This window comes from Streptomyces sp. NPDC046379, from assembly GCF_055587785.1.
Window position 1 is genome coordinate 336,215 of sequence record NZ_JBVJFP010000004.1, and the last position, 25,213, is coordinate 361,427.

The following is a 25,213-nucleotide window of genomic DNA, read 5'->3' on the forward strand; positions in this document are numbered from 1 at the left end:
CCCTAGCCCCGCGCGGACGGCCCGTCCAGAACGCCGACAGGCTTGACCCCGAAAGGACGTTAGGTAAGCCTTTCCTCATCGGCAGGCGGGAGTTGAGGATGCTCGACGGTTGGGTGCCCTGGCCGGACGCGGCGGCGGCCGCCTACCGCGCCGCGGGCTACTGGCAGGGCAGGCCGCTGGACCGGCTGTTGCGCGACCGGGCGGTACGTTCCCCCGGACGCACCGCCCTCGTGGACGCCGCCGGCCACCGCTGGACCTACGCCGAACTCGACCGGCGCGCCGACCGTACGGCTGCGGGTCTGCACCGGCTCGACATCGGCGCCGGCGACCGGGTGGTCGTCCAACTGCCCAACACGGACGCCTTCGTGGTGCTGTTCTTCGCTCTGCTCAGGGCGGGCGCGATCCCGGTGCTGACCCTCCCCGCGCACCGCGAGAGCGAGATCACGCACGTCGCCGAGGTCGCCGGCGCCACCGCCTGCGCGATCCCCGACGTGCACGACGGCTACGACCATCGCGTCCTGGCCCGCGCCCTGCGCAAGGCGGTGCCGTCCGTCGCGCACGTCCTGGTGGACGGTGACCCCGCCGAGTTCACCCCGCTCGCCGGCCTGGACGCCGAGCCCGTGCCGCTGCCCGAGCCCGACCCGGCCGGCGTCGCGGTGCTGCTGCTGTCCGGCGGCACCACCGGCAGGCCCAAGCTGATCCCCCGTACGCACGACGACTACGCCTACAACGTCCGGGGCAGCGCCGAGGTCTGCGGCTTCGACGAGTCCACCGTCTACCTCGTCGTCCTGCCGGCCGCCCACAACTTCGCCCTCGCCTGCCCCGGCCTGCTCGGCGCCCTGGCGGCCGGCGGCACGGTGGTGCTCTCCCCCACGCCCAGCCCGGAGGACGCCTTCGCGCTGATCGAGCGGGAGCGGGTGACCGTCACCGCCGTGGTCCCGCCGATCGCCCTGCTGTGGCTGGACGCCGTCGAGTGGGAGGACGCCGACCTGTCCTCGCTGGAACTGCTCCAGGTCGGCGGCTCCAAGCTCGGCGCGGAGCCCGCCGCCCGCGTCGGCCCCGTTCTCGGCTGCGCCCTCCAGCAGGTCTTCGGCATGGCCGAGGGGCTGCTCAACTACACCCGCCTGGACGACCCCGCCGGCCTGGTGACCGGCACCCAGGGCCGGCCGCTGTCCCCCGCCGACGAGATCCGGGTCGTGGACGCCGACGGACGCGACGTTCCCCCGGGAGCCACCGGCGAACTGCTCACCCGCGGCCCCTACACCCTGCGCGGCTACTTCCGGGCGCCCGAGCACAACGCGCGCGCCTTCACCGAGGACGGCTTCTACCGCACCGGCGACCTGGTGCGCGTGCTGCCCTCCGGTCATCTGGTCGTCGAGGGACGGGAGAAGGACCAGATCAACCGGGGCGGAGACAAGATCTCCGCGGAGGAGCTGGAGGACCACCTGCTGGCCCACCCCGGCGTGCACGACGCCGCCGTGGTCGGCGTCCCCGACGACACCATGGGCGAGCGCACCTGCGCCTGCCTGGTGCCGCGCGGCCGGGCCCCGACGCAGCGGCAGCTCGCCGAGTTCCTCACCGAACGCGGTCTCGCCGCCTACAAGCTGCCCGACCGGGTGGAGCTGATGGACTCCTTACCGCGGACCTCCGTCGGCAAGACCGACAAGAAGGCGCTGGGCCGGCGGATCGCCGAGCGGCTGCGCGCGGAGGAGGGCGGCGGTGCCGGCTGAGGCCGACCGGGCGCCCGCCGGGGCCCGCACACCGGCCGGGGCCCGTCTCGCGAGCCTGCCGCACCGGCCGTCCCCGCGGGCCGCGCGCCGCCGCGCCTCGACCCGCACCCTGGCCGTGGCCGGCGCGCTGCTCCTGCTGACGACCGCCGTCCTGCTCAGCCTGGCCGTCGGATCCCGTTCCCTGCCGGTGTCCGTGGTCTGGGACGCGCTGCTGCACGACGACGGCTCCACGGCGAGGGCGGTGGTGTGGGACGTACGGGTGCCGCGCACGCTCGCCGGGGTCGCCGCCGGGGCCGCCCTCGGCGTGGCGGGCGCGCTCATCCAGGCCCTCACCCGCAACCCGCTCGCGGATCCGGGGCTGCTCGGCGTCAACGCGGGCGCCGCCGCCGGGGTCGTCCTCGCCGTCACCGCGCTCGGGCTGACCAGCCTGTGGGCATCGGTGTGGTTCGCGCTGCTGGGCGCCGTCGTGGCCGGGACGCTGGTGTACTCGCTGGCGTCCGGCGGGCGCGGCGGGGCCACGCCCGAACGCCTCGCGCTGAGCGGCGCGGTGATCGCCGCGGTGTTCACGGGCGTGAGCCAGACGGCGATGCTGCTCGACGCGCAGACGCTGGACCAGCTGCGGTTCTGGAGCGTCGGCTCGCTGGCCCGCGCCGACGACGCCACGCTGCGCGCGCTCGCGCCGTTCGTCGCGGTGGGCCTCGCCCTGGCGCTGGCGCTGGTCCGGCCCCTGAACGCGCTCGCGCTCGGCGACGACAGCGCACGCGCCCTCGGCGCCCACGTCTCCCGCACCCGCGGCGTCGGCCTGCTGGCCGTGACGCTGCTGTGCGGCGCGGCCACCGCGGCCGTCGGCCCGCTGGTCTTCGTCGGCCTGGCCGTCCCGCACATGGCCCGCATGATCGCCGGCGCCGACCAGCGCTGGACGCTGCCGCTGTCCATGCTGCTGGCCCCCGCGCTGCTGCTGTACGCCGACGTCCTGGGCCGGATCGTGGTCCGCCCCGACGAACTGGACGCCGGCGTGGTCACCGCCGTGATCGGCGCACCCGTGTTCATCGCCCTGGTCCGCCACCGCCGGACGGTGGGGGCATGACGACCGCGCACCGCGCCCCCGCCGCCCCCGCCCGCTCCCGCGTCGTCCGCAGTCCCGCGCAGCGGCTGTCGCTGCGCGTCGACGTCCGCGCGGTGACGGTGTGCGTACTGGTGCTGGCCGCGACCGCCGGGGTGGGCGTCCTGGCCCTGGGCACCGGCGAGTACACGATCTCCCCGGCCGACGTGGTGCGCACGCTGCTCGGCAACGGCAGCCGGCGCACCGACTTCGTCGTGGGCCGGCTCAGGCTGCCGAGGCTGCTGACCGCCGTCCTGGTCGGCGCGGCGCTCGGGCTGAGCGGCGCGCTGTTCCAGAGCCTGACCCGCAATCCGCTGGGCAGCCCCGACATCGTCGGCTTCACCTACGGCTCCGCCACCGGGGGCCTGCTGGTGGTGCTGGTCGCCGGGGGCGGCGGGGCGCGGATCGCGTTCGGCGCGGTCGGAGGGGGCCTGGCCACCGCGGTGCTGGTGTACGCACTGGCCTGGCGGCGCGGCATCCACGGTTACCGCCTGGTGCTGGTCGGCATCGGGGTCAGCGCCCTGCTCCAGGGCGTCAACGCCTACCTCCTCGCCAGAGCCCGCTTCACCGAGGCGGCGCAGGCCATGGTGTGGCTCAACGGCAGCCTCAACGGGCGGGGCTGGCAGGACGTCCGCCCGGCCGCGGCGGGGCTCGCCGTGGTGCTCCCGCTGGTGCTGCTCGCGGCGGGCAGGCTGCGCGTCCTGGAGATGGGCGACGACGTCGCGGGCGGCCTGGGCGTGCCCGTGCAGCGCACCCGGCTGACGATTCTGGTCCTCGGCACGGCCGCGTGCGCCGTCGCCACCGCCGCGGCCGGTCCCGTCCCGTTCGTCGCCCTCATCGCCCCCCAGCTGGCCCGCCGCCTGACCGCCGCGCCCGGCCCCAACCTCCTGCCCGCCACCTGCACCGGCGCCCTCCTCGTGGTCGCCGCCGACTTCGCCTCCCAGCGCGTCCACGACTCGGCCCAGCTGCCGGTGGGCGTGGTGACCGCGGTGATCGGCGGCCTGTACCTGGGGCTGCTGCTGCGGCGGCAGCGGAGGGCGGGGCGGATCTAGGACCGGCACCCGGCCCCGGCCGGTCCGGTACCGGCTTCCGGCGGCGGCCGGTCCAGGACCGCCCCCCGGGGGGCGGCCGTGAACGCGTACCGCTCGTCGGCCAGGATCTTCTCGGCCGGCCCCTGCTCCACCACCTCGCCCGCCTCCACCACGGCGACCCGGTGGGCGGCGCGGGCGGTGTCCAGGTCGTGGGTGACGAGGACGAGGGCGAGGCCGGCGCCCTCGCGCAGCAGACCGGCCAGCAGGTCGAGCAGGCCGCGGCGGGTGACGGTGTCGAGGCCGGAGGTGATCTCGTCGCAGATCAGCACCCGGGGCCGGGCGAGCAGTGCGCGGGCCAGGGCGGCACGCTGGAGTTCGCCGCCGGACAGGGCGCCGGGCGGCCGGAGCGCCGACTCCTCGGGCAGACCGAGGCGGGCCAGGAGCGCGAGGGCCTCGGCGCGGGCCGTCGCCTCGTCGGCTCCGCGCAGTCGTACGGCGGTACGGGCGACCTGGCCGAGCACCGGGCGGAACTCGTCGAAGGCGGCGCGGGCGTCCTGGAACACGTACTGCACGGCGGCCAGTTGATCCCGGCTCCGGCGGCGGAGACTGGCCGGGAGCGGGCGGCCGTCCAGCAGGATCTCGCCGGTGTGCTCGCGGTGCAGCCCGGCGAGGCAGCGGGCGAGCGTGGTCTTGCCGCTGCCGGAGCGGCCGACGACGGCGAGGCATTCCCCGGCGTGGAGGTCGAGACGGGGGGCCCGGAGGACCGCCCGACCCGAGTGGCGTGCCGTCAGATCGCGTATCTCCAGGACCGTTGCGCCGGCGTGCGGTTCGTGCGGCTGGGCCGGTGTGCCGGTGCCGAGGAGCCGACGGGTCCACTCGTGGCGCGGGGCGAGCCACAACCGCTCGGGCGGGCCCGACTCCACGACGCGGCCCGCGCGCAGCACCAGGACGTCGTCGGCGAGGGCGCGGACCACGTCGAGGTCGTGGCTGAGCAGCACCACGGCGATGCCCTTCGCGGCCACCGCGGCCAGTTCCTCGACGATGCGGCGTTTGGTCGACGCGTCCTGTCCGGTGGTCGGTTCGTCCGCGACGACGACGCGGGCGCCCGACAGCAGCGCCTGGGCGAGGACGAAGCGCTGCTGCTGGCCGCCGGAGAGCTGGTGCGGGTAGCGGCGCAGGAGGGCCTCGCCGTCCGGGAGCTGGGCGTCGGCCAGGGCGCGCAGCACCTGGGCGCGGGCCGCCGCGCCGCGCTCGCGGCGCGGCAGGTGCCGTACCCGGGCGCGGGCGATGTCGTCGAGGAGCGCCGAGACCCGGCGGGCCGGGTTGAGGGCGGAGGCCGGCTGCTGGGGAACGTAGCCGACGGGGCCGCCGTCCGGCACGCGCACCTCGCCGGTGACGCGGGCCCCCGGCGGGTACTCGCCGAGCAGCGCGAGGCCGGTGGTGGTCTTGCCGCTGCCGGACGTGCCGACGAGGGCGGTGACCCGGCCGGGCAGGACCCGCAGGTCGACGCCGTCGACGACGGCACGTCCGCCGATCTCGACGCGCAGGCCGCGGATCTCGGCGACGGGGCGCGGTGCGCCGGGCTCATGGGTCACGTCGATCGTTCCTTCTCACGTCCCGCACGGGCGCCGTCCGTGCTCCGTCCGTCCAGTGCCGCGTCGAACAGGAGGTTGGCGCCCATGGTCAGGGCGACGATCAGCAGCGCGGGCGCCACGACCGCCCACGGCTGCACGGACAGGCCGGTGCGGTTGCGGTCGACCATCACCGCCCAGTCGGCGGCGTCCGGCGCGACGCCCACGCCGAGGAACGCGGCCGTCGCCACCAGGTAGAGCACGCCGGTGAGGCGCACGCCCGCGTCGGCGGCGAGGGTGCGCAAGGTGGCGCGGCCGACGTAGCCGACGGCGATCCGCCACCAGGTCTCGCCCTGCATGCGCAGCGCCTCCACGGCGGGCCGGGCGGCGGCCTCGGTGGCGGCGGCGCGGACGATCCGGGCCGCGTCCGGGATGTTGACCAGCGCCACCAGCAGCGCCAGCCCGACCGCGCCGGGCTCGACCACGGACGCCACGAGCAGGATCAGCAGCAGCGACGGCACCGCCAGCAGCACGTCCAGCGGGCGCATCAGCAGGTCCTCCAGCAGGCGCCGGTGGGTGAGCGCGGCGATCAGGCCGAGGGGCAGGGCGATCGCGTAGGCGAGGGCGGTCGCCGCGAGGGCGGTCAGGACGACGGGCCGGCCGCCGTGCAGCACCTGCCGCCACACGTCCCGGCCCACGAAGTCGGTGCCCAGCCAGTGCCCGTCGCCGAGGGTGAACGACACGGTGCGCGGCCCCGGTTCCCCCGCGAACAGCGGTCCGAGCAACGCCAGCGTCAGCGGTACGGCGACGACGACGGCCCCGAGCGCGAAGCGCGGCACGCGGCTCATGCGGCCACCCCCGCCCGGGGCGCGAACCGGTGGGCGACCAGGTCGGCGCCGAGGTTGAGGACGACGGTCAGCACGCCGAACACCACGGCGAGCCCCTGCACGACCGGCACGTCCCGTTCGGCGACGGCGTTGAGCAGGACGGTGCCGAGTCCGGGGATCACGTAGAGGGCCTCCACGACGATGACGCCGCTGAGCAACCAGTCGACGGTGCGGGCCAGTTGCTGGGCGGCGGGGGCGAGGGCGTTGGGCAGTGCGTGGGTGTAGCGGACGCGGGCGGCGCCGATGCCGTAGCGGCGGGCGTGGACGGTGTACGGGGCGGCCAGCGCGTCGACCATGCCGGCCCGCACCAGGCGGGCCAGCGAGCACACGGGCCGGGACAGCAGCACCAGCACCGGCAGGACGAGCGCGGCCGGGTGGGCGAGCAGGTCCGTGCCGTAGCCCACGGCGGTCGGCGGCAGCCAGCCCCACTGGAGGGCGAGGACGGTCACCAGCAGCACCCCGAGCGCGAACTCCGGCACCGCGTACACGGCGAGGGCGACGGCGCTGACGATCCGGTCGACCGGACCTCCCTCGTGCCGTGCGGCCAGCACGCCGAGGCCGAATCCGAGCGGCACCAGCAGCACCACGGTGTGGGCGGCCAGCAGCAGCGTCGGCCCGAAGCCGTCGGCGATGTACTGGGCGACCGGCCGACCCGACGTCAGGGAGGTGCCGAAGTCTCCGTGGAGCAGCCCGGCCGCCCAGTCGACGAGCCGTTCGTGCGCCGGCCGGTCGAGGTGCATGGCCTCCCGGATGGCCTCGATGCGCGCCGGGTCGGGCTGGTCGCCGGCGAGGGCGACCGCCGCGTCGCCCGGCAGCGCCTCGGTGAGGGCGAAGACGAGCAGCACGACGGCTGCCGTCTGCGCCACTCCGAGCAGCAGCCGCCGGGCGACGAAGGAGCGCAGTCCGCCCGGTCTCACGCCAGCCAGACCTTGTCGAACCGGGCCCAGTCGAGCGTGTTGGCGGGGGCGTCGCGTTCCACGCCGCGCACGGTGCGGGCGGTGCCGAGGATCCAGTCGGCGAAGCCCCACACCAGGAAGCCGCCCTCGGCGTGCAGCCGGCGCTGCATCCGCTCGTAGACGGCGGCGCGCTCGGCGCGGTCGCGGGTGGACTGGGCCTGCTGGTAGAGGGCGTCGAAGTCCTTGTGGTGCCACTTGGTGGCGTTGGTGGTGGAGTCGGTGAGCAGCCGCTGGGAGATGTGCGCCTCGATGGGCATGGCGCCGGAGCGGTAGCAGGACAGGGTGCCGGAGTCGAGGATGTCGCTCCAGTAGGACTCTTTGCTGCCCATCTTGACCTCGACGGTGACACCGGCCTTGGCGGCCTGGTCGCGGAAGATGCTGGCGGCCTCGGTGAAGCCGGCGGCGACGGCGGAGGTGTCGAGGGTGACCTTGAGCTTCTCGGCGCCGGCCTGCTTGAGCAGGGCGCGGGCCCGGTCGAGGTCCTGCTCGCGCTGCGGGAGGCCGTCGGCGTAGTACTCGTAGCCCTTTCCGAACAGGTCGTTGCCGATCTCGCCGGCTCCCGCGAGCGCGCCGTCGACCAGTTCCTGCCGGTCGGCGATGAGGAAGAACGCCTGCCGCACCCGCTTGTCGTCGAAGGGCGGCCGGTCGGTCTTCATCGCGAAGGCCTGCATGGCGCTGTTGCGCAGCCGCACGATCTCGATCTGCCCCTTGCCCTCGTGGGCGCGGCCGGTGGTGGGGTTGAGTTCGTGGGCGTACTCGACCTGCCCGCCGAGGAGGGCGTTGACGCGCGCCGACTCCTCGTTGGCGATGACGAACTCCAGCTCGTCCAGGTAGGGGGCGCCGTCCCAGTAGTCGTCGTAGCGGCGGACGACGGCCGAGCGGCCCGGCGCGAACGACACGAAGCGGAAGGGGCCGGAGCCGATCGGCTCGGCGAAGTCGGCGGCGTCCTCGGGGACGATGTACGCGCCGAACGCGGCGAGCACGTTGGGGAATTCGGCCGTGGGCCGCTTGAGCACGAACTCGATGCCGCGCTCGCCGTCGGCGCGGCTGGCGTCGAGGTCGATGGGCTCCAGGGACGCCTTGGCACGGAAGGCCTGCTCGGGGTCGGCGATCCGGCGGTAGCTGTAGAGGACGTCCGCGGCGGTCACCGGGCGGCCGTCGTGGAAGGTCGCCGGGCGCAGGGTGACCTTCCAGCGGTCCATGGCCTTGTTGGACTCCCAGCCGGAGGCGAGGCGGGGCTCGGCGGCGAGGTCGGGGCCGTAGTCGGCCAGTTTGTCGAAGAGCGCCTTGGCGCGGGCGACGTCGACGAAGAGGTTGGCGAGGTGCGGGTCGAGGGTCTCGCTCGCGCCGCCCCCGGCGAAGGCGGCGCGCAGGCGTCCGCCGCGGCGGGGCTTGGCGTCGCCGCCGTCCGCCGGACGGTCGTCGGCGTCGCCGCCTCCGCAGCCGGTGAGGGCGAGTGCGGCGGTGCCGGAGGCGGCGGCGAGGAAGCCGCGTCTGTGCAGGCCGGGGAAGTGTCGGTGGTCCATGAGCGGTCCTTGGGGTGGTGGGGTGCGGATGGTTCGGACATGCGGATGGATCGCATGGATCCGATGGATCGCATGGATCCGGTGGAGCGGTGGAGCGAATGGTGCGGTGGGAACGAACGCGTCAGTGGGGGGTGGGGGTCAGGCGGGCGACGACGTGCAGGCGGTCGCCGTCGGCCGTGGCGCCGGGCAGCCGGCCCTCCTGCCAGGGCGGTTCGCTGCGCGGGCCGGGGCCGTCGAAGAGTTCGAGGACCTCGAAACCGTGGGCGGCGAGGACGTACCGCAGCTCCTGCGGGAACAGCAGCCGCCAGGCGGACCGCTGGGCGAGGGGAGGTGAGCCGTCGTCGCGGGTCCAGACGCGGACACGGCGCAGGAGTTGGGCGGTGCGGTCGACGGTGAGGGTGGTCGTGGAGCGGTGGGTGACGCCCTGCCAGGTGAAGCTGTCGGTTCTCGGCGCGTCGAGCAGGTCGGTACGGCCCAGGAAGTAGGCGCCGTTGCGCATCTCGGCAACGAGCAGGCCGCCCGGTGCGAGGGCGCGGCGGCAGGAGGCGAGGCAGGCGTCGAGCTGGTCGTTGGTGTGGCAGTACAGCAGGGCGCTGTCCAGGCACGTCACCGCGTCGAAGGCGGCCCGGCCGAGGTCGAATCCGTGCAGGTCGGCGCGGACGTAGTCGGGCCCGGGGTGATGCTCGCGGGCGTGGGCGAGCATCGCCTCGGACAGGTCGGCGCCGGTCACGGTGCGCCCTGCGCGGTGCAGATGGGCGGCGTCGCGTCCGGTGCCGCATCCGAGGTCCAGCACGCGGGGACCGGCGCCGTGCCGGCGCAGGCAGTCCTCGGTCCAGCGGGCGGCCAGCCGCTCGGGGTCGGGGAAACGGGCCTCGTACAGCTGGGGGTTGTCGGTGAGGAGGTTCATCGGGGGCTCCCTTGCGGGGTCGCCGGCACGGCGGGCTCGGGGCGGACGGGCAGCGCGTCGCGCCGGTGCAGCCGGGCCACGGCCGCCGCGGAGGCGAGTCCGAACAGCGCGCAGCACACCCAGGGCAGCCAGGCGGCGCCGCTCTCGCCGGTGTCCATGGTCCAGCCGACGACGGTGTTGCCGACGGCGGCGGCGACACCGGAGACGACGTAGAAGACTCCGTAGTAGGTGCCGGTCAGTCCGGGCCGGCCGAAGCCGGGGATCAGCTCCATGACGAACGGCGAGGCGACCATCAGACCGATGTACAGGAGCAGCACGCCGGTCAGGACCGCGACGGCGGCGAGCGGTCCGCCGGCCGGGGAGCCGGCGACGAGGGCGGGCGGCAGGAAGGCGAGGCCCATCAGGGTGAGACCCGCCGCGATCCAACGGCCGCGGCTGCCGCGGCTCCCCAGCACGCGGGTCAGGCGCAGTTGCAGCGTGAGGTTGGCGACGGTGCCGACGAGGAAGACCAGGCCGGCCGCGCCGTCCCAGCCGGTGGCCTCGCGGGCGCCGGCGGGCAGGAGGAGGTAGAGCTGGTTCTCCAGGGTGAACATGCCGACCATGGCGAGCGCGTACGCGACGAAGGCGCGGTTGCCGACGACCTCCCGCCAGTCCGCCAGCACCCCCGACCCGCTCGGCTCGGTCTCCCGTGCGGGCAGCACCAGCGCCTGGGCGACGGTGAGGGCGGCGAAGACGCCGGCGGCGGTGAGGGCGGAGGTGCGGAAGTCGACGAGGAGGAGCAGGCTGCCGAGCAGCGGCCCGATCAGCGCCCCGGCCGTCGCGAACACGTTGAACAGCGCGAACGCCTCCGCCTTGCGCTCCCCCGCCTCCTGGGCGACGTAGGCGCGCACCGCGGGGTTGAACAGCGCCCCGGCGAGGCCGCTGAGCACCGAGGCGGCGAGCAGCACGGGCAGACCGTCGCCGAGCGCGAACAGCCCGAAGCCGAGCGTCCGCAGACCGCAACCGGCGATGATCACGCCGCGTGCGCCGAGCCGGTCGGCCGCGGAGCCGCCGACGATGAACAGGCCCTGCTGGCTGAGGTTGCGCACGCCGAGGACGACGCCGACGACGGCCGATGACATGCCGAGGTTCTCGGTGAGATGGGTGGCCAGGTACGGGACGAGCAGGTAGAAGCCGGTGTTGACGCCGAGCTGATTGACCAGGAGCAGCCGGACGGCGAGCGGGAAGGTGCGGACCTCACGCCACGTCTGCACGGTTCACCTCCCTCGGTTCGACGCCGAGGCCGGGCAGGTCGCTCGCGCGCACGCGGCCGTCCTCGCCGCCGATGCCGGTCCACGGGTCGTGGGCGAGCAGCAGATGCCCGTCGAGGTCGGCCCAGCGGGCGCGGTCGGCGAGGTGGACGGCGGGGGCGATGCCGAGGGTGCTGGCGGTGAGGCAGCCGAGCATCAGCTCCGTGCCGCTGCCTTCGAGGGCCTCGGCGATGCGCAGGGCCGCGTGGACGCCGCCGCACTTGGCGAGCTTGACGTTCACCCCGTGGACGCGTCCGGCGAGGCGGCGGGCGTCGGCGAGGCCCACGGCGTCCTCGTCGGCGATGACGGGCAGGGGCGAGCGGGCGGCGAGGGCGGCGAGCGCCTCGGGATCGCCGGGGGCGAGGGGCTGTTCGACGGCTTCGACGCCGAGTTCGGCGAACCGGGGCAGGAGGGCGTCGGCCTGGTCCGGGGTCCAGGCGCCGTTGGGGTCGAGGAGGAGGCGGACGCCGGGGGCGGCGTCGTGGACGGCGCGGATGCGGGCGACGTCGTCCTCGGGGTCGGCGGCGCCCGCCTTGACCTTGAGGATCTCGAAGCCGGCGGCGGCCAGTCCGCGGGCCTCGGCGGCGGCGTGGCGGGGCGCGGTGATGCCGATGGTGCGGGCGGTGGGGGCCGAGGGCGCGGTCGGGGCGCCGAGGAGGCGGTGGACCGGGCTGCCGGCGCGCTTGCCAGCCAGGTCGAGCAGGGCGGCCTCGACGGCGGCGGTCACGGCGGGCGGGTGGTCGTGGAGCGCCGGGTCGCCCTCGCGCAGGGCGGCCAGGGCGGTCTCGGGGTCCGGGAAGCGGGCCAGACCGTCGCCGGCGGCGGTGAGCAGGCGCTCCAGGGTGCCGGTGTCCAGGCCGTAGTAGACGCTGGTGACGGCCTCGCCGTGGCCGTTCAGGCCGTCGTGCTCGACGGTGAGCAGGACGGCGTCGCGGGCGGACATGGTGGAGCGGGATATGCGCAGCGGCTCGGTCAGTTCGAGGCGCACGGTGCGCAGGGTGGCCTTCACGGGTTCTCTTCCAAGGTGTCGGTCCCCGCGGGCCGTGCGGCCCCGGGAGCCTTCAGCGGGTCGGTGACGCGGGTGCAGCGGACCCAGCCGGTTGCCTCGGCGGCGCGGGGATGCGGTATCTCGACGGGGCGGGTGGCGGCGGTGGCCGGGTCGAGGCCGTGCGCGGTGGTGAAGTCGTCGTCGTAGACGGTGCTCAGGTAGCGGTGCGGCCCGTCGGGGAAGACGGTGGCGACGACCGCGCCGGGGTGGACGCGGGCGGCCCAGGCGGCCACGCGGGCGACCGCGCCGGTGGACCAGCCGCCGCTGACGAAGCTGCCGCGCGCGAGTCTGCGGCAGGTGTCCACCGCTTCGGCGGGGCCGACCCAGTGGACCTCGTCGAAGGCGTCGTAGGCGACGTTGCGCGGGTGGATGCTGCTGCCGAGGCCCCGCATGAGCCGGGTCCGGGCGGGCTGGCCGAAGATGGTGGAGCCGGTGGCGTCGACGCCGATGAGCCGCAGGGCGGGCCAGTGGCGGCGCAGCGGGCCGATGATGCCGGCGCTGTGACCGCCCGTGCCGACGCTGCACACCAGGACGTCCAGATGGTCTAGCTGTGCGGCGAGTTCGGCGGCAAGGGAGGCGTAGCCCGCGGTGTTGTCCGGGTTGTTGTACTGGTCCGGCCAGTAGGCGCCCGGCAGCGCGGCGAGCAGTTCCCGCAGCCGGGTCAGCCGGGCCGCCTGCCAGCCGCCGCGCGCGGCGGGCCGGTCGACGATCTCCAGACGGACGCCGTGCGAGCGCAGCAACTGCCGCATGAAGGGTTCGAGTTCGCTGTCGCCGACGAGGACGACGGGGTGGCCGAGGGCCTGTCCGGCGAAGGCGAGGCCGAGGCCGAGGGTGCCGGAGGTGGATTCCACGACCGGCGCACCGGGCCGGAGTTCGCCGCGTTCCCGGGCGCCGAGCAGCATCGACACGGCGGCGCGCGCCTTCATTCCGCCCGCGGCGAGCCCTTCGAGCTTGGCCCAGAAGCCGGGGTGCGGACCGGGCAGGTCGGCGGTGATGCGGGCCAGGGGGGTGCGGCCGAGCAGCGCGAGCAGTTCGCCGCGGCCGGCGGGGCGTACGGGGGCGGTGGTGGTCATCGGGCGTCCTCCGAACAGGGTCCGCCGTAGCGGTGGACGGCGCCGGGTCCGCCGTCCAGCCAGAAGAAGGGGTACGGCTCGGCGCACACCGCGCTCACGCCGTCGCCCAGGAAACGGGGCAGGATCGCGCTGCCGGTCTGCGCGAACATCACCAGCTGCTTGCCGTGCGTCATCGCGTGCCCGCGCAGGGCGTCGAAGGTGCCGTTGCCGAGCGTCATCCCGGAGACCAGCAGCGCGTCGCAGCGCCCGGCGGCGGCGAGGGCGTCGGCGACGACGGGCTCGCCCCATTCGGTGACGCCGCCCTTGAGGTCGCACGGGACGTAGCGGAGCCCGCGCGAACGCAGCGCCTCCAGCAGGGAGTTGACGACGCCTACGACGAGAACCGTGGCGCCGGCGGGCAGGTCGAGCAGTTCCACGACCGCCTTGGCCCGCGCCCGGGACTTCTCCAGCGACGATCCGGCCGCGAGAGCCAGCGGGCGGGCGCCGTGGGCGGGTGTGTGCGGGGTGAGGTGCATCAGGTAGGCGTCGAGGGCGGCCACCCGGACGGGGGCGAGCGGATGGTCCAGCAGCCGGGCGACGTCGGCGCCGACGCAGTCTTCCAGCGCTGTGCCGGGCAGTGCGCCGGGCTCGGTCGCGCAGGAGCCGACGACCTCGGCCAGGCGCAGGCTGAGGACCTCGTTGCGGTAGCCGGTGCCCCGCCCGTCGTGTCGCACGGCCTGCAGGGTGAGGAAGGCGACGGCGATGCGCAAGTCCTCGGGGTCGGGCCCGAGTTCACCTGCGCGGGCCCGGTCGACGAGGTCCTGGAGGCCGCGCAGCCCGGGGGAGGACGGCGGGCGCCCGATGGTCGTGCCGACGGCGCCGGTCACCGGATCACCAGCTCCGCCCGCACCGCGGCCAGCAGTTCCTCGGCCCGGTCGCGCGCACCGAGGCCCCCGGAGTCCGCGGCCATGACGTGTCCGAGGTATTCGTTGTTGCTGCCGGCCGCCTTGACCGTCCGGCCCGGCTCGGCGAGCTGGACCTCCAGCACACCGGGCTCGTCCAGCAGCCGGCGTGCGTCGGGGGCCGTGTCGAGGACTCCCCCGGTGTCCGGCACCAGGAACCCGATCGCGGCGCTGCGCAGCCCGGTGTCGGTGCGCCGCAGGTCGGGCGTGCGGCCGAGGGCGACGTCGACGCAGGCGGCGGCCAGGTCGATGCCGGTGACGTGGCGGACCAGCTCGGTGATGCGGTTGCCGGCGGGGCGCGGGTTGACCTCCACGACGCGTGGGCCGGCGGACGTCAGCTTGATCTCGGTGTGCGCCACGACCCCGTCCGTCAGGCCGAGCGCCTTCAGCGCGCCCAGCGCGGTCTGTTCGGCGGCCTCGGTGTCGGCGGCCGGCAGTGCGGCGGGGAACATGTGCCCGGTCTCGATGAAGGCGGGCGCCCCGCCGATGCTCTTGTCGGTCACGCCGACGACGTGCACGGCCCCGTCGTGGGACACGGTCTCGACGCTGACCTCGGGTCCGTCGAGCAACTCCTCCAGCAGGACGACGGGCGCGCGCCGCTGTCCGCGCGCGTTGACCGGGAAGTCGCCCAGGGCACGGCATGCGGCGGCGAGTTCGCTTTCGTCGTCCACGCGCCGTACGAACATCCCCGCGCACAGGTCGACCGGCTTGACGACGAGGGGGTAGCCGATCTCCCGTGCGGCGCGGGCGACGGCGGCCCACTCCTCCTCCACCGCGAACCTCGGCTGCGGAAGCCCCGCGTCGGCGAGGACCCGGCGGGTGGCGTCCTTGCGGCAGGCGTTCTCGACCGCTTCGGGGCCGGGGCCGGGCAGTCCGAGCCGGCCGGCGATCCGCGCCACGGTCGGCAGGTAGTAGTCGCAGGAGGTGATCACGCCGTCGAACCCGAGCACCCCGTGCAGGCGTTCCACGAAGGGCAGCAGGGTCTCGCCGTCGTTGGTTTCGGCGGTGATCACGTTGCGCGCGCCGAGCAGGGGATGCGCTGCTCCCTCCGGGGCCGCTCTCAGGTAGTGGTGCAGGTCCCGGGTGAGGAAGGTGAACTCGTGCCCGCTCTCCCGGATCGCACGCGGCAGCAGCCTGCTCATCGAGCCGACCCAGCTCTCGACCACCAGCAGATGACCCACAATTCCCCTTTTCACAGCGCGAGACGGGCATGTCAGGGCAGCCCGATGAGGCCTGATGCGCCAGGCTCCGGGCGGTGCGCTGGACACGTTATCGACAACGGTTCCCATTGTCATTGGTCGTCTCGTTTTCGGGTCGTCCCGCGCGCCCGGGAGGAAAACCACGTGTCCCGGAACGCGCTCCGTCAGGCAGACTCCCCGCATGAACACGGACATGGAGATCGACGACACGACGGGCCGTTTCCTCGAAGCGCTGCGCCGCGAGGGCGAGTTGCTGGCCACCGCGGCGGAGCGGGCCGGGACGGACACGGCGGTGCCGACCTGCCCCGGCTGGACGGTGCGGGACCTGCTGCTGCACACCGGCGTCGTGCACCGCTGGGCCGCCGGATTCGTCGCGGACCGGCATCCGTCGCCGCGCCCCATGGAGGACCTGCCCCGGCATCTCGACGGCGCGGAACTGCTGGACTGGTACCGCGCGTGTCACGGCCGGCTGGTCGAGACCCTCGCCGCGGCGCCGTCCGACGTGGAGTGCTGGACGTTCCTGCCCGCCCCGACCCCGCTGGCGTTCTGGACCCGGCGGCAGGCCCACGAGACGGCCGTGCACCGCTTCGACGCCCAGGCCGCCCTCGCCGCCGCCCTGCCCGGCGCCCCCGCCCCGGATCCGCTGGACGCCGGCTTCGCGGCGGACGGCATCGACGAACTGCTGCGCGGCTTCCACGCCCGCGCCAAGAGCCGCGTCCGCACGGACGAGCCCCGGCTGCTGCGGGTGCGCGCCACGGACGTCGACGCGGTGTGGACGATACGGCTGTCGGCGCAGCCGCCCGTCGCCACGCGGGGCGAGTCCGGGGAGGCGCAGTGCGAACTGTCGGGCCCGGCCGAGCGCTTGTACGTGGCGCTGTGGAACCGGCTTCCCGTGCCGAAGGTGACCGGCGACCCCGCACTGGCCGAACTGTGGCGGGAGCGCTCGGCGGTCGTCTGACCGCGCGGCCCACTGGGCCGGGAACGATCGGCGGCCGTCCGACCACGCGGCCCGGTTGGGGCCGGAACGCTCGGCAGCCGTCCGACCACGCGGCCCAGCTGGAGCCGGAACGCTCGACGGCCGTCCGGCCATGCACCGGCCCCACCGCGGCGGGAGTGCGAGCGACCGTACGACCGGGCGCTCCCCCGCGCGCCCTTACCGCGCCGCTTCGCCCGAATCGCCGGCGGGGCCCGCGAGCATCCGAGTGAGCACCGAGCGCTGCACCGGCAGCACTTCGCCGTGCAGCGCCCGGCCCTTCTCCGTGAGGGCGACGCGGACGCCGCGCCGGTCCTCCTGACACATGCCGCGCACGACGAGCCCGTCCTTCTCCAGACGGGCGATCAGCCGGGAGAGCGCGCTCTGGCTGAGATGAACGCGCTCGGCGATCTCCTGCACGCGGAATCCGCAGCCGTCCGCCAGGACGTCGAGCACCTCGAAGTCGCTGGCGCACAGGCCGTGCCGGTGCAGCGCACGGTCGAGCTCGCACGAGGTGCGCGCATGTACGGCGAGGATCCCTCGCCACTGTTCCACGAGCGCCTGTTCGGCCTTCTTCGCCGCCATGACGGCACGGTAGCAGAGCGGTGAATTCATTGCACCCGAATTAAATGCGCTTGCATCCAATGCATGCGCATGTAATCTCTGGGGTCATGACCTCTCCGCTCACCGCCTCCGCGTCCGAGGGGCGCTGGACCCCCCGGCTGTGGGGCACCCTCCTGGTGCTCTGCGCCGCGATGTTCCTCGACGCCCTCGACGTGTCGATGGTCGGCGTGGCCCTGCCGTCCATCGCCTCCGACCTCGACCTGTCCACCTCGGCCCTGCAGTGGATCGTCAGCGGCTACATCCTCGGCTATGGCGGCCTGTTGCTGCTCGGCGGCCGGACCGCCGACCTGCTGGGCCGGCGCCAGGTCTTCCTGGTCGCGCTGGCCGTCTTCGCCCTCGCCTCACTGCTCGGCGGGCTCGTCGACTCCGGCCCGCTGCTCATCGCCAGCCGGTTCATCAAGGGCCTGAGCGCGGCGTTCACCGCCCCGGCCGGCCTGTCGATCATCACGACGACGTTCCCCGAGGGCCCGCTGCGCAACCGCGCCCTGTCCATCTACACCACCTGCGCGGCCACCGGCTTCTCCATGGGCCTGGTGCTCTCCGGCCTGCTCACCGAGGCCAGTTGGCGGCTGACCATGCTGCTGCCCGCGCCGATCGCGCTGATCGCCCTGGCCGCGGGCCTGAAGCTGCTGCCGCGCAGCGCCCGCGAACGCGACCACAACGGCTACGACGTCCCCGGCGCCGTCCTCGGCACCGCCTCGATGCTGCTGCTGGTCTTCACCGTCGTCCAGGCGCCCGAGGTCGGCTGGGCCTCCGCCCGTACGCTGCTGTCGTTCCTCGCGGTCGCCGTGCTGCTGACGGTGTTCCTCGCGGTGGAGCGCCGCTCGCCCGGCCCGCTGATCCGGCTCGGCGTGCTCCGCTCCGGCGTGCAGATCCGCGCCCAGCTCGGCGCCATGACGTTCTTCGGCTCGTACGTCGGCTTCCAGTTCCTGGTCACGCTGTACATGCAGTCCCTGCTCGGCTGGTCCGCGCTGCACACGGCGCTCGCCTTCCTGCCGGCCGGCGCGCTCGTGGCGCTGTCCGCCACGAAGATGGGCGCGATCGTCGACCGGTTCGGCACGCCGCGGCTCATCGCGGTGGGCTTCGCACTGATGACCGCCGGATACGCACTGTTCCTCGGCGTCGACCTCGACCCGGTCTACGCCGTCGCCGTCCTGCCCAGCATGCTGCTGATCGGCGCCGCCTGCGCCCTGGTCTTCCCCTCGCTCAACATCCAGGCCACCAACGGTGTCGACGACCACGAGCAGGGCATGGTCTCCGGGCTGCTGAACACCTCGGTCCAGGTCGGGGGCGCGATCTTCCTGGCGATCGTGACGGCCGTGGTGACCGCGGGCGCCCCCGAGGACCCGACCCCGCAGGCCGTCCTCGACAGCTACCGACCCGGCCTGATCGTGGTGACCGGCGTCGCGGTGGCGGGTCTGCTGATCGCCCTGTCGGGACTGCGCGCCCGCCCCGCCGGTCCGTCGGCCGTCGGAGCCGGGTCCGACGAATCCGCCGGTTCCGGGGCGTTCACCGAGTCGACCCGTCCTGCGGAGGCCACCGGGTCCAACGAGCCCACCGATTCCACCGATTCCACCGATTCCACCGAGAAGGAGGCGGCAGTCGCACGGGTCTCCGTCCGCGACTGAGGGGGACCCCTCCGCCCCGCGTGTGCCCGGCAGGGTCTGCTTGCCCTGCCGGGCACACGCCTGCTTGACTCGCAAGATGACCGAGTACGGGGGACGGCGGCGCGGCCAGGCCGAGCGGGACGCGATCACCGTCGAGATCGGGTACGCCCTGTGCAGCGGGGCGTTCGCGGCGGCGGTGCTGCTGGGCGCGGTGGCCGGGCCTGCGTGGCTCTTCGAACTGCCGGGCCCCGTGGAGACGTTGCTGCTGCGGGCAGGGTCCGTGCTCGCGGCGGTGGTGTTCACGGCGCGGGTGATCGGCGTCCTGTGGCGCCATGGCAGGGCAGCGGCGCCGCCGGTGGCCCGGAATCCGGATCAGCCGAGCCATCCGGGCCGTACGAGTCCCGACTCGTAGGCCAGCACGACCAGTTGGGCCCGGTCCCGCGCGCCGAGCTTCACCATCGTACGGCTGACGTGCGTCTTCGCGGTGAGCGGGCTGACGACCAGGCGGCGGGCGATCTCCTCGTTGGACAGGCCGATGCCGACCAGGGCCATCACCTCCCGTTCCCGTTCGGTCAGCGCGGCCAGGGCGCCGGCCGCCGCCGGCTCCTTGGAACGGGCGGCGAACTCGGCGATCAGCCTGCGGGTCACGCCGGGCGACAGCAGCGCGTCGCCCGCCACCACGGCCCTCACCGCGCGCAGAAGTTCCTCCGGCTCGGTGTCCTTCACCAGGAAGCCGGACGCGCCCGAACGGATCGCCTCGAAGACGTACTCGTCGAGCTCGAACGTGGTCAGCATGACCACCCTGACGTCGGCGAGCGCCTCGTCCTCGGTGATCCGCCGGGTCGCGGCGAGTCCGTCGAGGACCGGCATGCGGATGTCCATCAGGACGACGTCGGGCCGCAGGTCGCGCACGCCGCGCAGGGCCTCCTCGCCGTCGGACGCCTCCCCCGCGACCTCGATGTCCGGCTGGGCGTCCAGCAGCGCCCGGAACCCGGCCCGGACCAGTGCCTGGTCGTCGGCGAGCAGTACGCGGATCACGGTGTCTCCGTCCTGGGCTCATCCCGGTCTCTCCGGTCGCTCCGGTCGCTCCCGCCTTCCCGCTGCCTCCGGTCTCCCGGCCCCGCCCCGCTGTCCCGGTCCCTGCCCTGGCCTCGTCCCCCGTCGTCCCCGTCCCGCAACGGCAGGACGGCGAGCACCCTGAAGCCGCCGTCCGGCCGCGGTCCCGCCTCGATGGCGCCGCCCAGCGCGGCGGCCCGTTCCCGCATCCCGGCGAGCCCGTTGCCGCTGCCGCCCGCCTCGGCGCCGGTCGCGGGCCCGTCGTCGTCCACGCGCAGCCGCAGGGCCCCGCCGTCCTGGTCCAGCCGCACGCGTGCGTGCCGCGAACCGGAGTGCCGTACGACATTGGTCAGGGCCTCCTGGAGGATGCGGAACGCGGCGAGGTCCGTGCCCGGCGGCAGGCGCGGCGGCTCGCCCTCGACCTCGACGGCGAGGCCGGCGCTCGCCGCCTGCTCCACCAGTTCGGGAAGCCGGTCCAGGCCGGGCGCCGGGGCGCGCGGCGCGTCTCCCGGCGTGCGCAGCGTGTCGAGGACCTGTCGGACCTCGCCGAGCGCCTCCTTGCTGGCGGCCTTGATCGTGGTGAGGGCCGTGCGCGCCTGCTCCGGGTCGCTGTCGAGCAACGCCAGCCCCACCCCGGCCTGCACATGGATCACCGAGATGCTGTGGGCGAGGACGTCGTGCAGCTCCCGTGCGATCCGCAGCCGCTCCTCGTCCGCGCGCCGGCGCGCGGCCTGGGCGCTTTCGGCCCGCTCGCGCGCCCGCTGCTCCCTGCGCACCCGGACCAGTTCCGACAGCGCCGTGATCGCCGCCACCCAGGCGGCGATCACGGCCTCCTGCCCCCAGGCGGCGGGCTCGTCCCCGGACGGCGGCAGCCACCGGTACAGCCAGTGGGCGACCAGCAGATGCGTCGCCCAGAGCAGGGCGAGCGCCGCCCAGGCCGCCCGGCGCCGTCCCCGCACGATCGCGCCGAAGCAGGCCACCGCCACGGTCAGCAGCACCGGTCCGTACGGATAGCCCGCGCCCAGATACACCGCCACCGCCGCCGCGTTCCCGAACACGACCGCCCGCGGACACCGCTGCCGCCACAGCAGCACCCCCGCCGCCGCGAGCAGCAGCACCCGCGCGAACGGATCGAGCGCCGCACGCTCGGCCGCCTGAGCCTGCGCGGCGGACTGCGAGCCGACGACGACGAAGACCGTCAGCGCCAGCGTGGACCGCCACGGCCACCGGGCCGGCCGCTCCTCTTCCAAGCGGCCGGACCACGGACTGGGCCGAGGAACGGTCCACCGGCGGCGTCCGCGTACGCGCTGCTCCTCCATGCCCGTCACGCTAGACGCCGTCCACCCCCGACGACGTCAGCCGCCCGGGGACATCACACGTACTCCCGGCGAAGTACCTCCCGTGCCTCGGCGTCCTCCCTGATCCGCAGCCGGCGCAGCGCCCTGGGCGCCCACCAGTTCGCACGCCCGGCGAGCCGCATCGTCACCGGCAGCAGCACCACGCGGATGAGGGTGGCGTCGACGAGGATCGTCACGGCCGTGCCGATGCCGAGTTCCTTGAGGAAGACGACGCCTCCGGTGGCGTACGACAGGAACGACAGGGCCAGGATCCCGGCCGCGGCGGTGATCAGCGGGGCGCTGCGCCGGATGCCCTCGGCGACGGCACGCTCGGTGTCGCCGGTGCGCTCGTGCTCCTCCTTGATGCGGGCCAGCAGGAACACCTCGTAGTCCATGGACAGGCCGTAGGCGACGCAGAACATCAGCACCGGGATGCTCGGCTCGATCGAACCGGTCGGCGTGAACCCGAGCGGCCCGGACAGGTGCCCCTCCTGGAACACCCACACCAGACAGCCGAACATCACCGAGAGGCTGAGCAGGTTCAGCACGGTCGCCTTGGCCGGCAGCAGCACGCTGCCCGTCATCAGGAAGAGGATCACGTACGTCGCCGCCAGCACCAGGGCCACGGCGAGGGGCAGCCGGTCCAGGAGGGTGGCGCGGAAGTCCGTGGTCTCGGCCGGGTAGCCGCCGACCAGGACGGGCGCGGGGGCGGCGGTGTCCCGGATCCGCTCGACGAACGCGGGCACGTCGCCGTTCATCGTCTCCTGGGCCGGTACGACGGCCAGCCGCACCCCGCCGCCCTGCGCAGTCAGCCGGTCCTGGCGGGCCTGCCCGACGCGCCGGCCCTCCCGGAAGGCACCCGCGGGGGCGTCGACCTGGTGCACGCCCGGGAGCCGGGAGAGTTCCGCGGCGTACGCGCGCGTGGCGGCCGGTTCGGCGGGTCGCTCGAAAACCACCTGCACGGTGTCGGTCGGCTCGGCCGCGAACTCGCGGTGCACGATCTCCGAGGCGGTCCGCGAGGATGTGCCCTCCGGCAGGGTCCGCTCGTCGGGCAGACCGAAGCGCAGCCCCAGCAGCGGGGAGGCGGCGACGAGCAGGACCGCCAGCACGGCGCCGCCGGCCGCCACCGGCCTGCGCATCGCCGCGAGCGCGGTGCGGTGCCAGAAACCGGAGGCGGGCGCGGCCGGGCGCTCCACCCGGTGGCCCCAGCGGGCGAGCGCGGCCGGCAGGAACAGCACCGCCCCGGCCACCGCGGCGACCACCACGAGCACACCGGCGTACGCGAACGAACGCAGGAAGAAGAACGGGAACACCAGCAGCGCGCACAGCGACACCGCCACCGTCACCCCGCTGAACACGACCGTGCGCCCGGCCGCCGCGGTCGCCCGGACCACCGCACCCGGCCGCTCGTGTCCCGCACCGCGCTCCTCCCGGTAGCGGTTGATCACGAACAGGCTGTAGTCGATGCCGAGTCCGAGTCCCAGCACGAGAGCGAGGTTCGCCGCGAACTGCGAGACCTCCGTGAACTGCGCCAGCGCCCGCAGCCCGGCGAGCGTGCCCAGCACCGAGAACAGACCGACCGCGACGGTCAGCAGGGCGGCGACCGTGCGCCGGTACACCAGGATCAGCAGCAGGATCATGGCCGGCAGGGCGAAGGCCTCCGCGCGCAGGAAGTCGGCGCGGGCCTGCTCGCCGACCTGACGCGAGATCTCCTCCTGCCCACCGACCATGACCTGAAGTTCGGGCGTCGTGCGCGTCAACTCCGGGGACAGCGCCGCCAGTTCCTCGCGCGTCTCGGTGGCGGTGCCTTCGAGGCGGGCCAGGATCAGGGCGCGCCGGCCGTCCTCGCCGCGCAGGGCGGGGCTGCCCGCGTCCCAGTAGGCAGTGACGTCCGTGACGAGCGGCAACTGCTCCATTTCCGCGGTCAGTTCGCGGGCGGCCCGCCGGGTCGCCGGACTGTCCACGTCGCCGTCGCGGGCGGTGACGAGCAGGGCGAGATTGGGGTTGCCGGTGCCGAAGTCGTCGCGCAGCCGCTCCCCGGCGTGGACGGACTCCGTGCCGGGAGCGTCCCAACGGGACAGATCGAGGTCGCCCTGAGCGCCGGCGCCGTAGGCTCCGAGGCCGAGGAAGACGAGGAGGAAGCCGAGCAGAACGGCACGGCTGTGCCGAACGGCCAGGCGGCCGAGCCGAGTGAGCATGAGGGGGGCCTTTCACCGTGTTTCCCGTCCGGTCACGGTCGGGCACACGGCTGGAAGGCCTGCTGGAAAATCCACTGGAAGATCGGGCGCGGGGGTCGCGGCGGTGCGAGGCCCACGACGGTGAGGGGGGCCACGGCGGCGAGGGGGGCCACCGCGGCGCGAGGTGGGGCGGGAGGCTTGGCGCGGCGGACGGGAGGGATGAGGCGGGGCGGGGGCGGGACGGGATCGGGCGGAGGCGGTTGGGCAGCGCGATGGTGCTCGGAGCCACCGTCGCGGTCCGCTGCGGTTCCGCCGCGGTGGGCCGGCTCGGGATACGCTCGCCCCATGGGTGAGGGGACGAACGGCGCGGCGGGTGGCGGGGTGAACGACCTGCGGTTCGAACTGCTCGGCCCCCTGCGCGCCCTGCGCGACGGGGTCGAGATCCCGCTCGGCCCGCCCAAACAGAGAGCGGTGCTCGCGGTTCTCCTGCTGCAGGAGGGCCGCCCGCTGTCGTACGAGGGCCTGGTCGAGGCCGTGTGGGGCGGCGCGCCTCCGGTGCACGTGCGCAACCTCGTGCAGAAGTACGTCTCCGGGCTGCGCCGTGCGCTGGGCGGCGGGCCGGAGCTGACCTGGACCGGCGCCGGGTACCGGCTCACCGGCGCCGACATCGGCGACCTGCGCGAACGCCGCCGGCTGGTGGACGCGGCGCTCGCCGCCCGGGACGCCGGAGAGGTGCGGCAGGCCGTCGAACTGGCCCGTCGCGCGGAGGAGTTGTGGCGCGGCGACTTCGCCGAGGGCCTCCGGGCGCCGTACCTGGCGGCGGAGCGCCTGCGCTGGACGGAGAAGCGGCTCACCCTTCTCGAGGCGAGGCTGACCGGCGAGATCCGGCTCGGCCGGTCCTTCGAGTACGTCCACGAACTCGTCCGGCTCGTCGCCGCGCACCCGCTGCGCGAACGCCTCGTGGAGCTGCTGATGCTGGCGCTGTGCCAGGCGGGCCGCCCGTCCGACGCACTCGCCGCCTACGAGGGCGCGCGGCAACGGCTCGCCGAGGCGATGGGCGCGGACCCCGGGCCCGCGCTGCGGTCACTGCACGCCCGGATCCTGCGTCAGGACCCGGAGCTGCTTCCCTTGCCGCCGGTCGCGGTGCCCTGACGGGGTCCGGCGCCCGCACGGCCCTGCTGGGGGTACACGAGGCCGACGGTGTGGGCGAGCTGGAGCACCGCGTTCCGGAAGAACGGCTCCCGCTCCTCGACGACCCGGTTGAACTGCCCGAACACCTCGAACCCCACCAGCCCGAACAACTGCGCCCAGGCCGCCACCAGCGTGACCACGACCTCGGGCGGCAGATCGGGCGCGAGGTCCACGGTCATCCGCACCGCCTCGGGCCGCAGCTCCTCGGGCACCCGCGGCTTGGCCACGCCGAGGCCCTGCCGCGCGTCGCGGACGATGCCGATGAGCAGCAGCCCGACGCGGGCGGCGGCCCGGACGGTGGTCTGCGGCGCCGTGTAGCCGGGGACCGGGGACCCGTAGATCAGCGCGTACTCGTGCGGATGCGCCAGCGCCCAGGCGCGCACCGCCTCGCAGACGGTGGTCCAGCGCCGGACGGGACCCTCCTCGGCAACCGCGTCGTGCGCCGTTTCGGCGGCCTCGCCCAGGGAGTCGTAGGCGTCGATGATGAGCGCGGTGAGCAGGTCGTCGCGGCTGGGGAAGTAGCGGTAGATCGCGGAGGAGACCATGCCCAGCTCACGGGCGACGGCACGCAGCGAGAGCTTGGCGGCGCCCTCGGCCGCGAGCTGTCTGCGCGCCTCGTCCTTGATGGCGGTCGTGACCTCGATTCTCGCCTTGGCTCGGGCGCCGCGCACTGGGTTGGTCATGGGGTCAGTGTGCCATGACGGCGGAGCAGTGCACACGTTTCAGAGCAGTGCACACGAGTTCGAGCAGTGCACTGGGGCTGGAGCGGTGCACGCGATGTGGGGCGGGGCGATCGATCCTGAGCGGCGCACTCCGCTGGGAGCAGTGCTCCGAAACCCGACCACCGACGCAACATGAGGACCGTGCAGATCGAATCCAGATCGCCGCACACAAAAGAGAGCACTGCTCTTGCTTCGAAGCACCAATCCGGTGCACACTCAAGACACGAACACGAGAGCACCGCTCACAACAAGGAGCGTCGCTCACG

The 25,213-nt window shown here is 74.6% G+C and carries 22 protein-coding genes; 7 read left to right on the plus strand and 15 right to left on the minus strand.

What is annotated here, in order from left to right:
* Nucleotides 1–98: 98 nt before the first annotated feature.
* The 3 genes from ACZ6KF_RS10510 to ACZ6KF_RS10520 are packed head-to-tail and all read left to right on the plus strand — an operon-like array spanning nucleotide 99 to nucleotide 3,884.
* Entirely contained in the window at nucleotides 99–1,730 is a 1,632-nt protein-coding gene (locus ACZ6KF_RS10510; RefSeq protein ID WP_469238081.1) for a (2,3-dihydroxybenzoyl)adenylate synthase, read from the plus strand.
* A gap of 55 nt (nucleotides 1,731–1,785) precedes the next feature.
* Nucleotides 1,786–2,817 carry a FecCD family ABC transporter permease gene (locus ACZ6KF_RS10515; protein WP_469238151.1) on the plus strand — a complete coding sequence of 344 codons (1,032 nt, stop codon included), beginning with the start codon at nucleotides 1,786–1,788 and terminating at the stop codon, nucleotides 2,815–2,817.
* Nucleotides 2,814–3,884: a FecCD family ABC transporter permease gene (locus tag ACZ6KF_RS10520; RefSeq protein WP_356630243.1), complete on the plus strand. Its 1,071-nt coding sequence runs from the start codon at nucleotides 2,814–2,816 to the stop codon at nucleotides 3,882–3,884. The genes ACZ6KF_RS10515 and ACZ6KF_RS10520 overlap by 4 nt, the downstream gene beginning before the upstream one ends.
* Here the strand turns inward: ACZ6KF_RS10520 and ACZ6KF_RS10525 are convergent.
* From ACZ6KF_RS10525 to ACZ6KF_RS10570, 10 genes are all read right to left on the minus strand, one after another.
* Nucleotides 3,881–5,458: an ABC transporter ATP-binding protein gene (locus ACZ6KF_RS10525; protein ID WP_356630245.1), complete on the minus strand. Its 1,578-nt coding sequence runs from the start codon at nucleotides 5,456–5,458 to the stop codon at nucleotides 3,881–3,883. The two genes, ACZ6KF_RS10520 and ACZ6KF_RS10525, sit on opposite strands and share 4 nt — an antisense overlap.
* A complete protein-coding gene (locus tag ACZ6KF_RS10530) occupies nucleotides 5,455–6,282 on the minus strand; it encodes an ABC transporter permease (protein ID WP_469238083.1) in 828 nt (275 codons plus the stop codon). Before ACZ6KF_RS10530 ends, ACZ6KF_RS10525 begins: the two co-directional genes overlap by 4 nt.
* Nucleotides 6,279–7,238, minus strand: a complete 960-nt coding sequence (locus ACZ6KF_RS10535; RefSeq protein ID WP_469238085.1) for an ABC transporter permease — start codon at nucleotides 7,236–7,238, stop codon at nucleotides 6,279–6,281. The genes ACZ6KF_RS10530 and ACZ6KF_RS10535 overlap by 4 nt, the downstream gene beginning before the upstream one ends.
* Nucleotides 7,235–8,803 (minus strand): ABC transporter substrate-binding protein, encoded by a 1,569-nt coding sequence (locus ACZ6KF_RS10540; protein WP_469238087.1) that lies wholly within the window; start codon nucleotides 8,801–8,803, stop codon nucleotides 7,235–7,237. Before ACZ6KF_RS10540 ends, ACZ6KF_RS10535 begins: the two co-directional genes overlap by 4 nt.
* A 121-nt stretch (nucleotides 8,804–8,924) precedes the next feature.
* A complete protein-coding gene (locus ACZ6KF_RS10545; protein WP_356630253.1) occupies nucleotides 8,925–9,710 on the minus strand; it encodes a class I SAM-dependent methyltransferase in 786 nt (261 codons plus the stop codon).
* On the minus strand, nucleotides 9,707–10,963 hold the full coding sequence (locus tag ACZ6KF_RS10550) for an MFS transporter (RefSeq protein ID WP_469238089.1): 1,257 nt from the start codon (nucleotides 10,961–10,963) through the stop codon (nucleotides 9,707–9,709). The genes ACZ6KF_RS10545 and ACZ6KF_RS10550 overlap by 4 nt, the downstream gene beginning before the upstream one ends.
* Nucleotides 10,947–12,008 (minus strand): dipeptide epimerase, encoded by a 1,062-nt coding sequence (locus tag ACZ6KF_RS10555; protein ID WP_356630257.1) that lies wholly within the window; start codon nucleotides 12,006–12,008, stop codon nucleotides 10,947–10,949. The genes ACZ6KF_RS10550 and ACZ6KF_RS10555 overlap by 17 nt, the downstream gene beginning before the upstream one ends.
* Nucleotides 12,005–13,120: a PLP-dependent cysteine synthase family protein gene (locus tag ACZ6KF_RS10560; RefSeq protein ID WP_469159415.1), complete on the minus strand. Its 1,116-nt coding sequence runs from the start codon at nucleotides 13,118–13,120 to the stop codon at nucleotides 12,005–12,007. The genes ACZ6KF_RS10555 and ACZ6KF_RS10560 overlap by 4 nt, the downstream gene beginning before the upstream one ends.
* Nucleotides 13,117–13,962 carry a Rossmann-like domain-containing protein gene (locus ACZ6KF_RS10565; RefSeq protein WP_356630423.1) on the minus strand — a complete coding sequence of 282 codons (846 nt, stop codon included), beginning with the start codon at nucleotides 13,960–13,962 and terminating at the stop codon, nucleotides 13,117–13,119. Before ACZ6KF_RS10565 ends, ACZ6KF_RS10560 begins: the two co-directional genes overlap by 4 nt.
* Before the next feature lie 20 nt (nucleotides 13,963–13,982).
* Entirely contained in the window at nucleotides 13,983–15,242 is a 1,260-nt protein-coding gene (locus ACZ6KF_RS10570; protein WP_356630425.1) for an ATP-grasp domain-containing protein, read from the minus strand.
* A gap of 199 nt (nucleotides 15,243–15,441) precedes the next feature.
* On the opposite strand from ACZ6KF_RS10570, the gene ACZ6KF_RS10575 reads away from it, so the two are divergent.
* The gene (locus tag ACZ6KF_RS10575) at nucleotides 15,442–16,218 is read left to right on the plus strand and encodes a maleylpyruvate isomerase family mycothiol-dependent enzyme (RefSeq protein ID WP_469238091.1); all 777 of its coding nucleotides are present in this window, start codon (nucleotides 15,442–15,444) and stop codon (nucleotides 16,216–16,218) included.
* Between the two features lie 195 nt (nucleotides 16,219–16,413).
* On the opposite strand, the gene ACZ6KF_RS10580 is transcribed toward ACZ6KF_RS10575, so the two are convergent.
* Nucleotides 16,414–16,818 carry a MarR family winged helix-turn-helix transcriptional regulator gene (locus tag ACZ6KF_RS10580; protein WP_356630263.1) on the minus strand — a complete coding sequence of 135 codons (405 nt, stop codon included), beginning with the start codon at nucleotides 16,816–16,818 and terminating at the stop codon, nucleotides 16,414–16,416.
* 86 nt (nucleotides 16,819–16,904) lie between these two features.
* Between ACZ6KF_RS10580 and ACZ6KF_RS10585 the strand changes: the two genes are divergently transcribed.
* Together ACZ6KF_RS10585 and ACZ6KF_RS10590 are read left to right on the plus strand one after the other, a co-directional pair.
* A complete protein-coding gene (locus ACZ6KF_RS10585; RefSeq protein ID WP_469238093.1) occupies nucleotides 16,905–18,485 on the plus strand; it encodes an MFS transporter in 1,581 nt (526 codons plus the stop codon).
* A 76-nt stretch (nucleotides 18,486–18,561) separates the two neighbouring features.
* Entirely contained in the window at nucleotides 18,562–18,876 is a 315-nt protein-coding gene (locus ACZ6KF_RS10590; RefSeq protein ID WP_469238095.1) for a DUF6332 family protein, read from the plus strand.
* Here ACZ6KF_RS10590 and ACZ6KF_RS10595 read toward each other — a convergent pair.
* From ACZ6KF_RS10595 to ACZ6KF_RS10605, 3 genes are read right to left on the minus strand one after another with little or no spacing between them, the layout of a single operon-like run.
* Complete coding sequence (locus ACZ6KF_RS10595; RefSeq protein ID WP_356630269.1) at nucleotides 18,837–19,502, minus strand: response regulator transcription factor; 666 nt, start codon at nucleotides 19,500–19,502, stop codon at nucleotides 18,837–18,839. The two genes, ACZ6KF_RS10590 and ACZ6KF_RS10595, sit on opposite strands and share 40 nt — an antisense overlap.
* Nucleotides 19,499–20,839, minus strand: a complete 1,341-nt coding sequence (locus ACZ6KF_RS10600) for a sensor histidine kinase (RefSeq protein WP_469159419.1) — start codon at nucleotides 20,837–20,839, stop codon at nucleotides 19,499–19,501. Before ACZ6KF_RS10600 ends, ACZ6KF_RS10595 begins: the two co-directional genes overlap by 4 nt.
* Nucleotides 20,840–20,892: 53 nt before the next feature.
* A complete protein-coding gene (locus ACZ6KF_RS10605) occupies nucleotides 20,893–23,055 on the minus strand; it encodes an MMPL family transporter (RefSeq protein ID WP_469238098.1) in 2,163 nt (720 codons plus the stop codon).
* A gap of 324 nt (nucleotides 23,056–23,379) precedes the next feature.
* Between ACZ6KF_RS10605 and ACZ6KF_RS10610 the strand changes: the two genes are divergently transcribed.
* Nucleotides 23,380–24,186, plus strand: a complete 807-nt coding sequence (locus ACZ6KF_RS10610) for an AfsR/SARP family transcriptional regulator (RefSeq protein WP_469238100.1) — start codon at nucleotides 23,380–23,382, stop codon at nucleotides 24,184–24,186.
* Here the strand turns inward: ACZ6KF_RS10610 and ACZ6KF_RS10615 are convergent.
* Entirely contained in the window at nucleotides 24,141–24,908 is a 768-nt protein-coding gene (locus tag ACZ6KF_RS10615; RefSeq protein ID WP_469238102.1) for a TetR/AcrR family transcriptional regulator, read from the minus strand. The two genes, ACZ6KF_RS10610 and ACZ6KF_RS10615, sit on opposite strands and share 46 nt — an antisense overlap.
* Nucleotides 24,909–25,213: the final 305 nt, after the last annotated feature.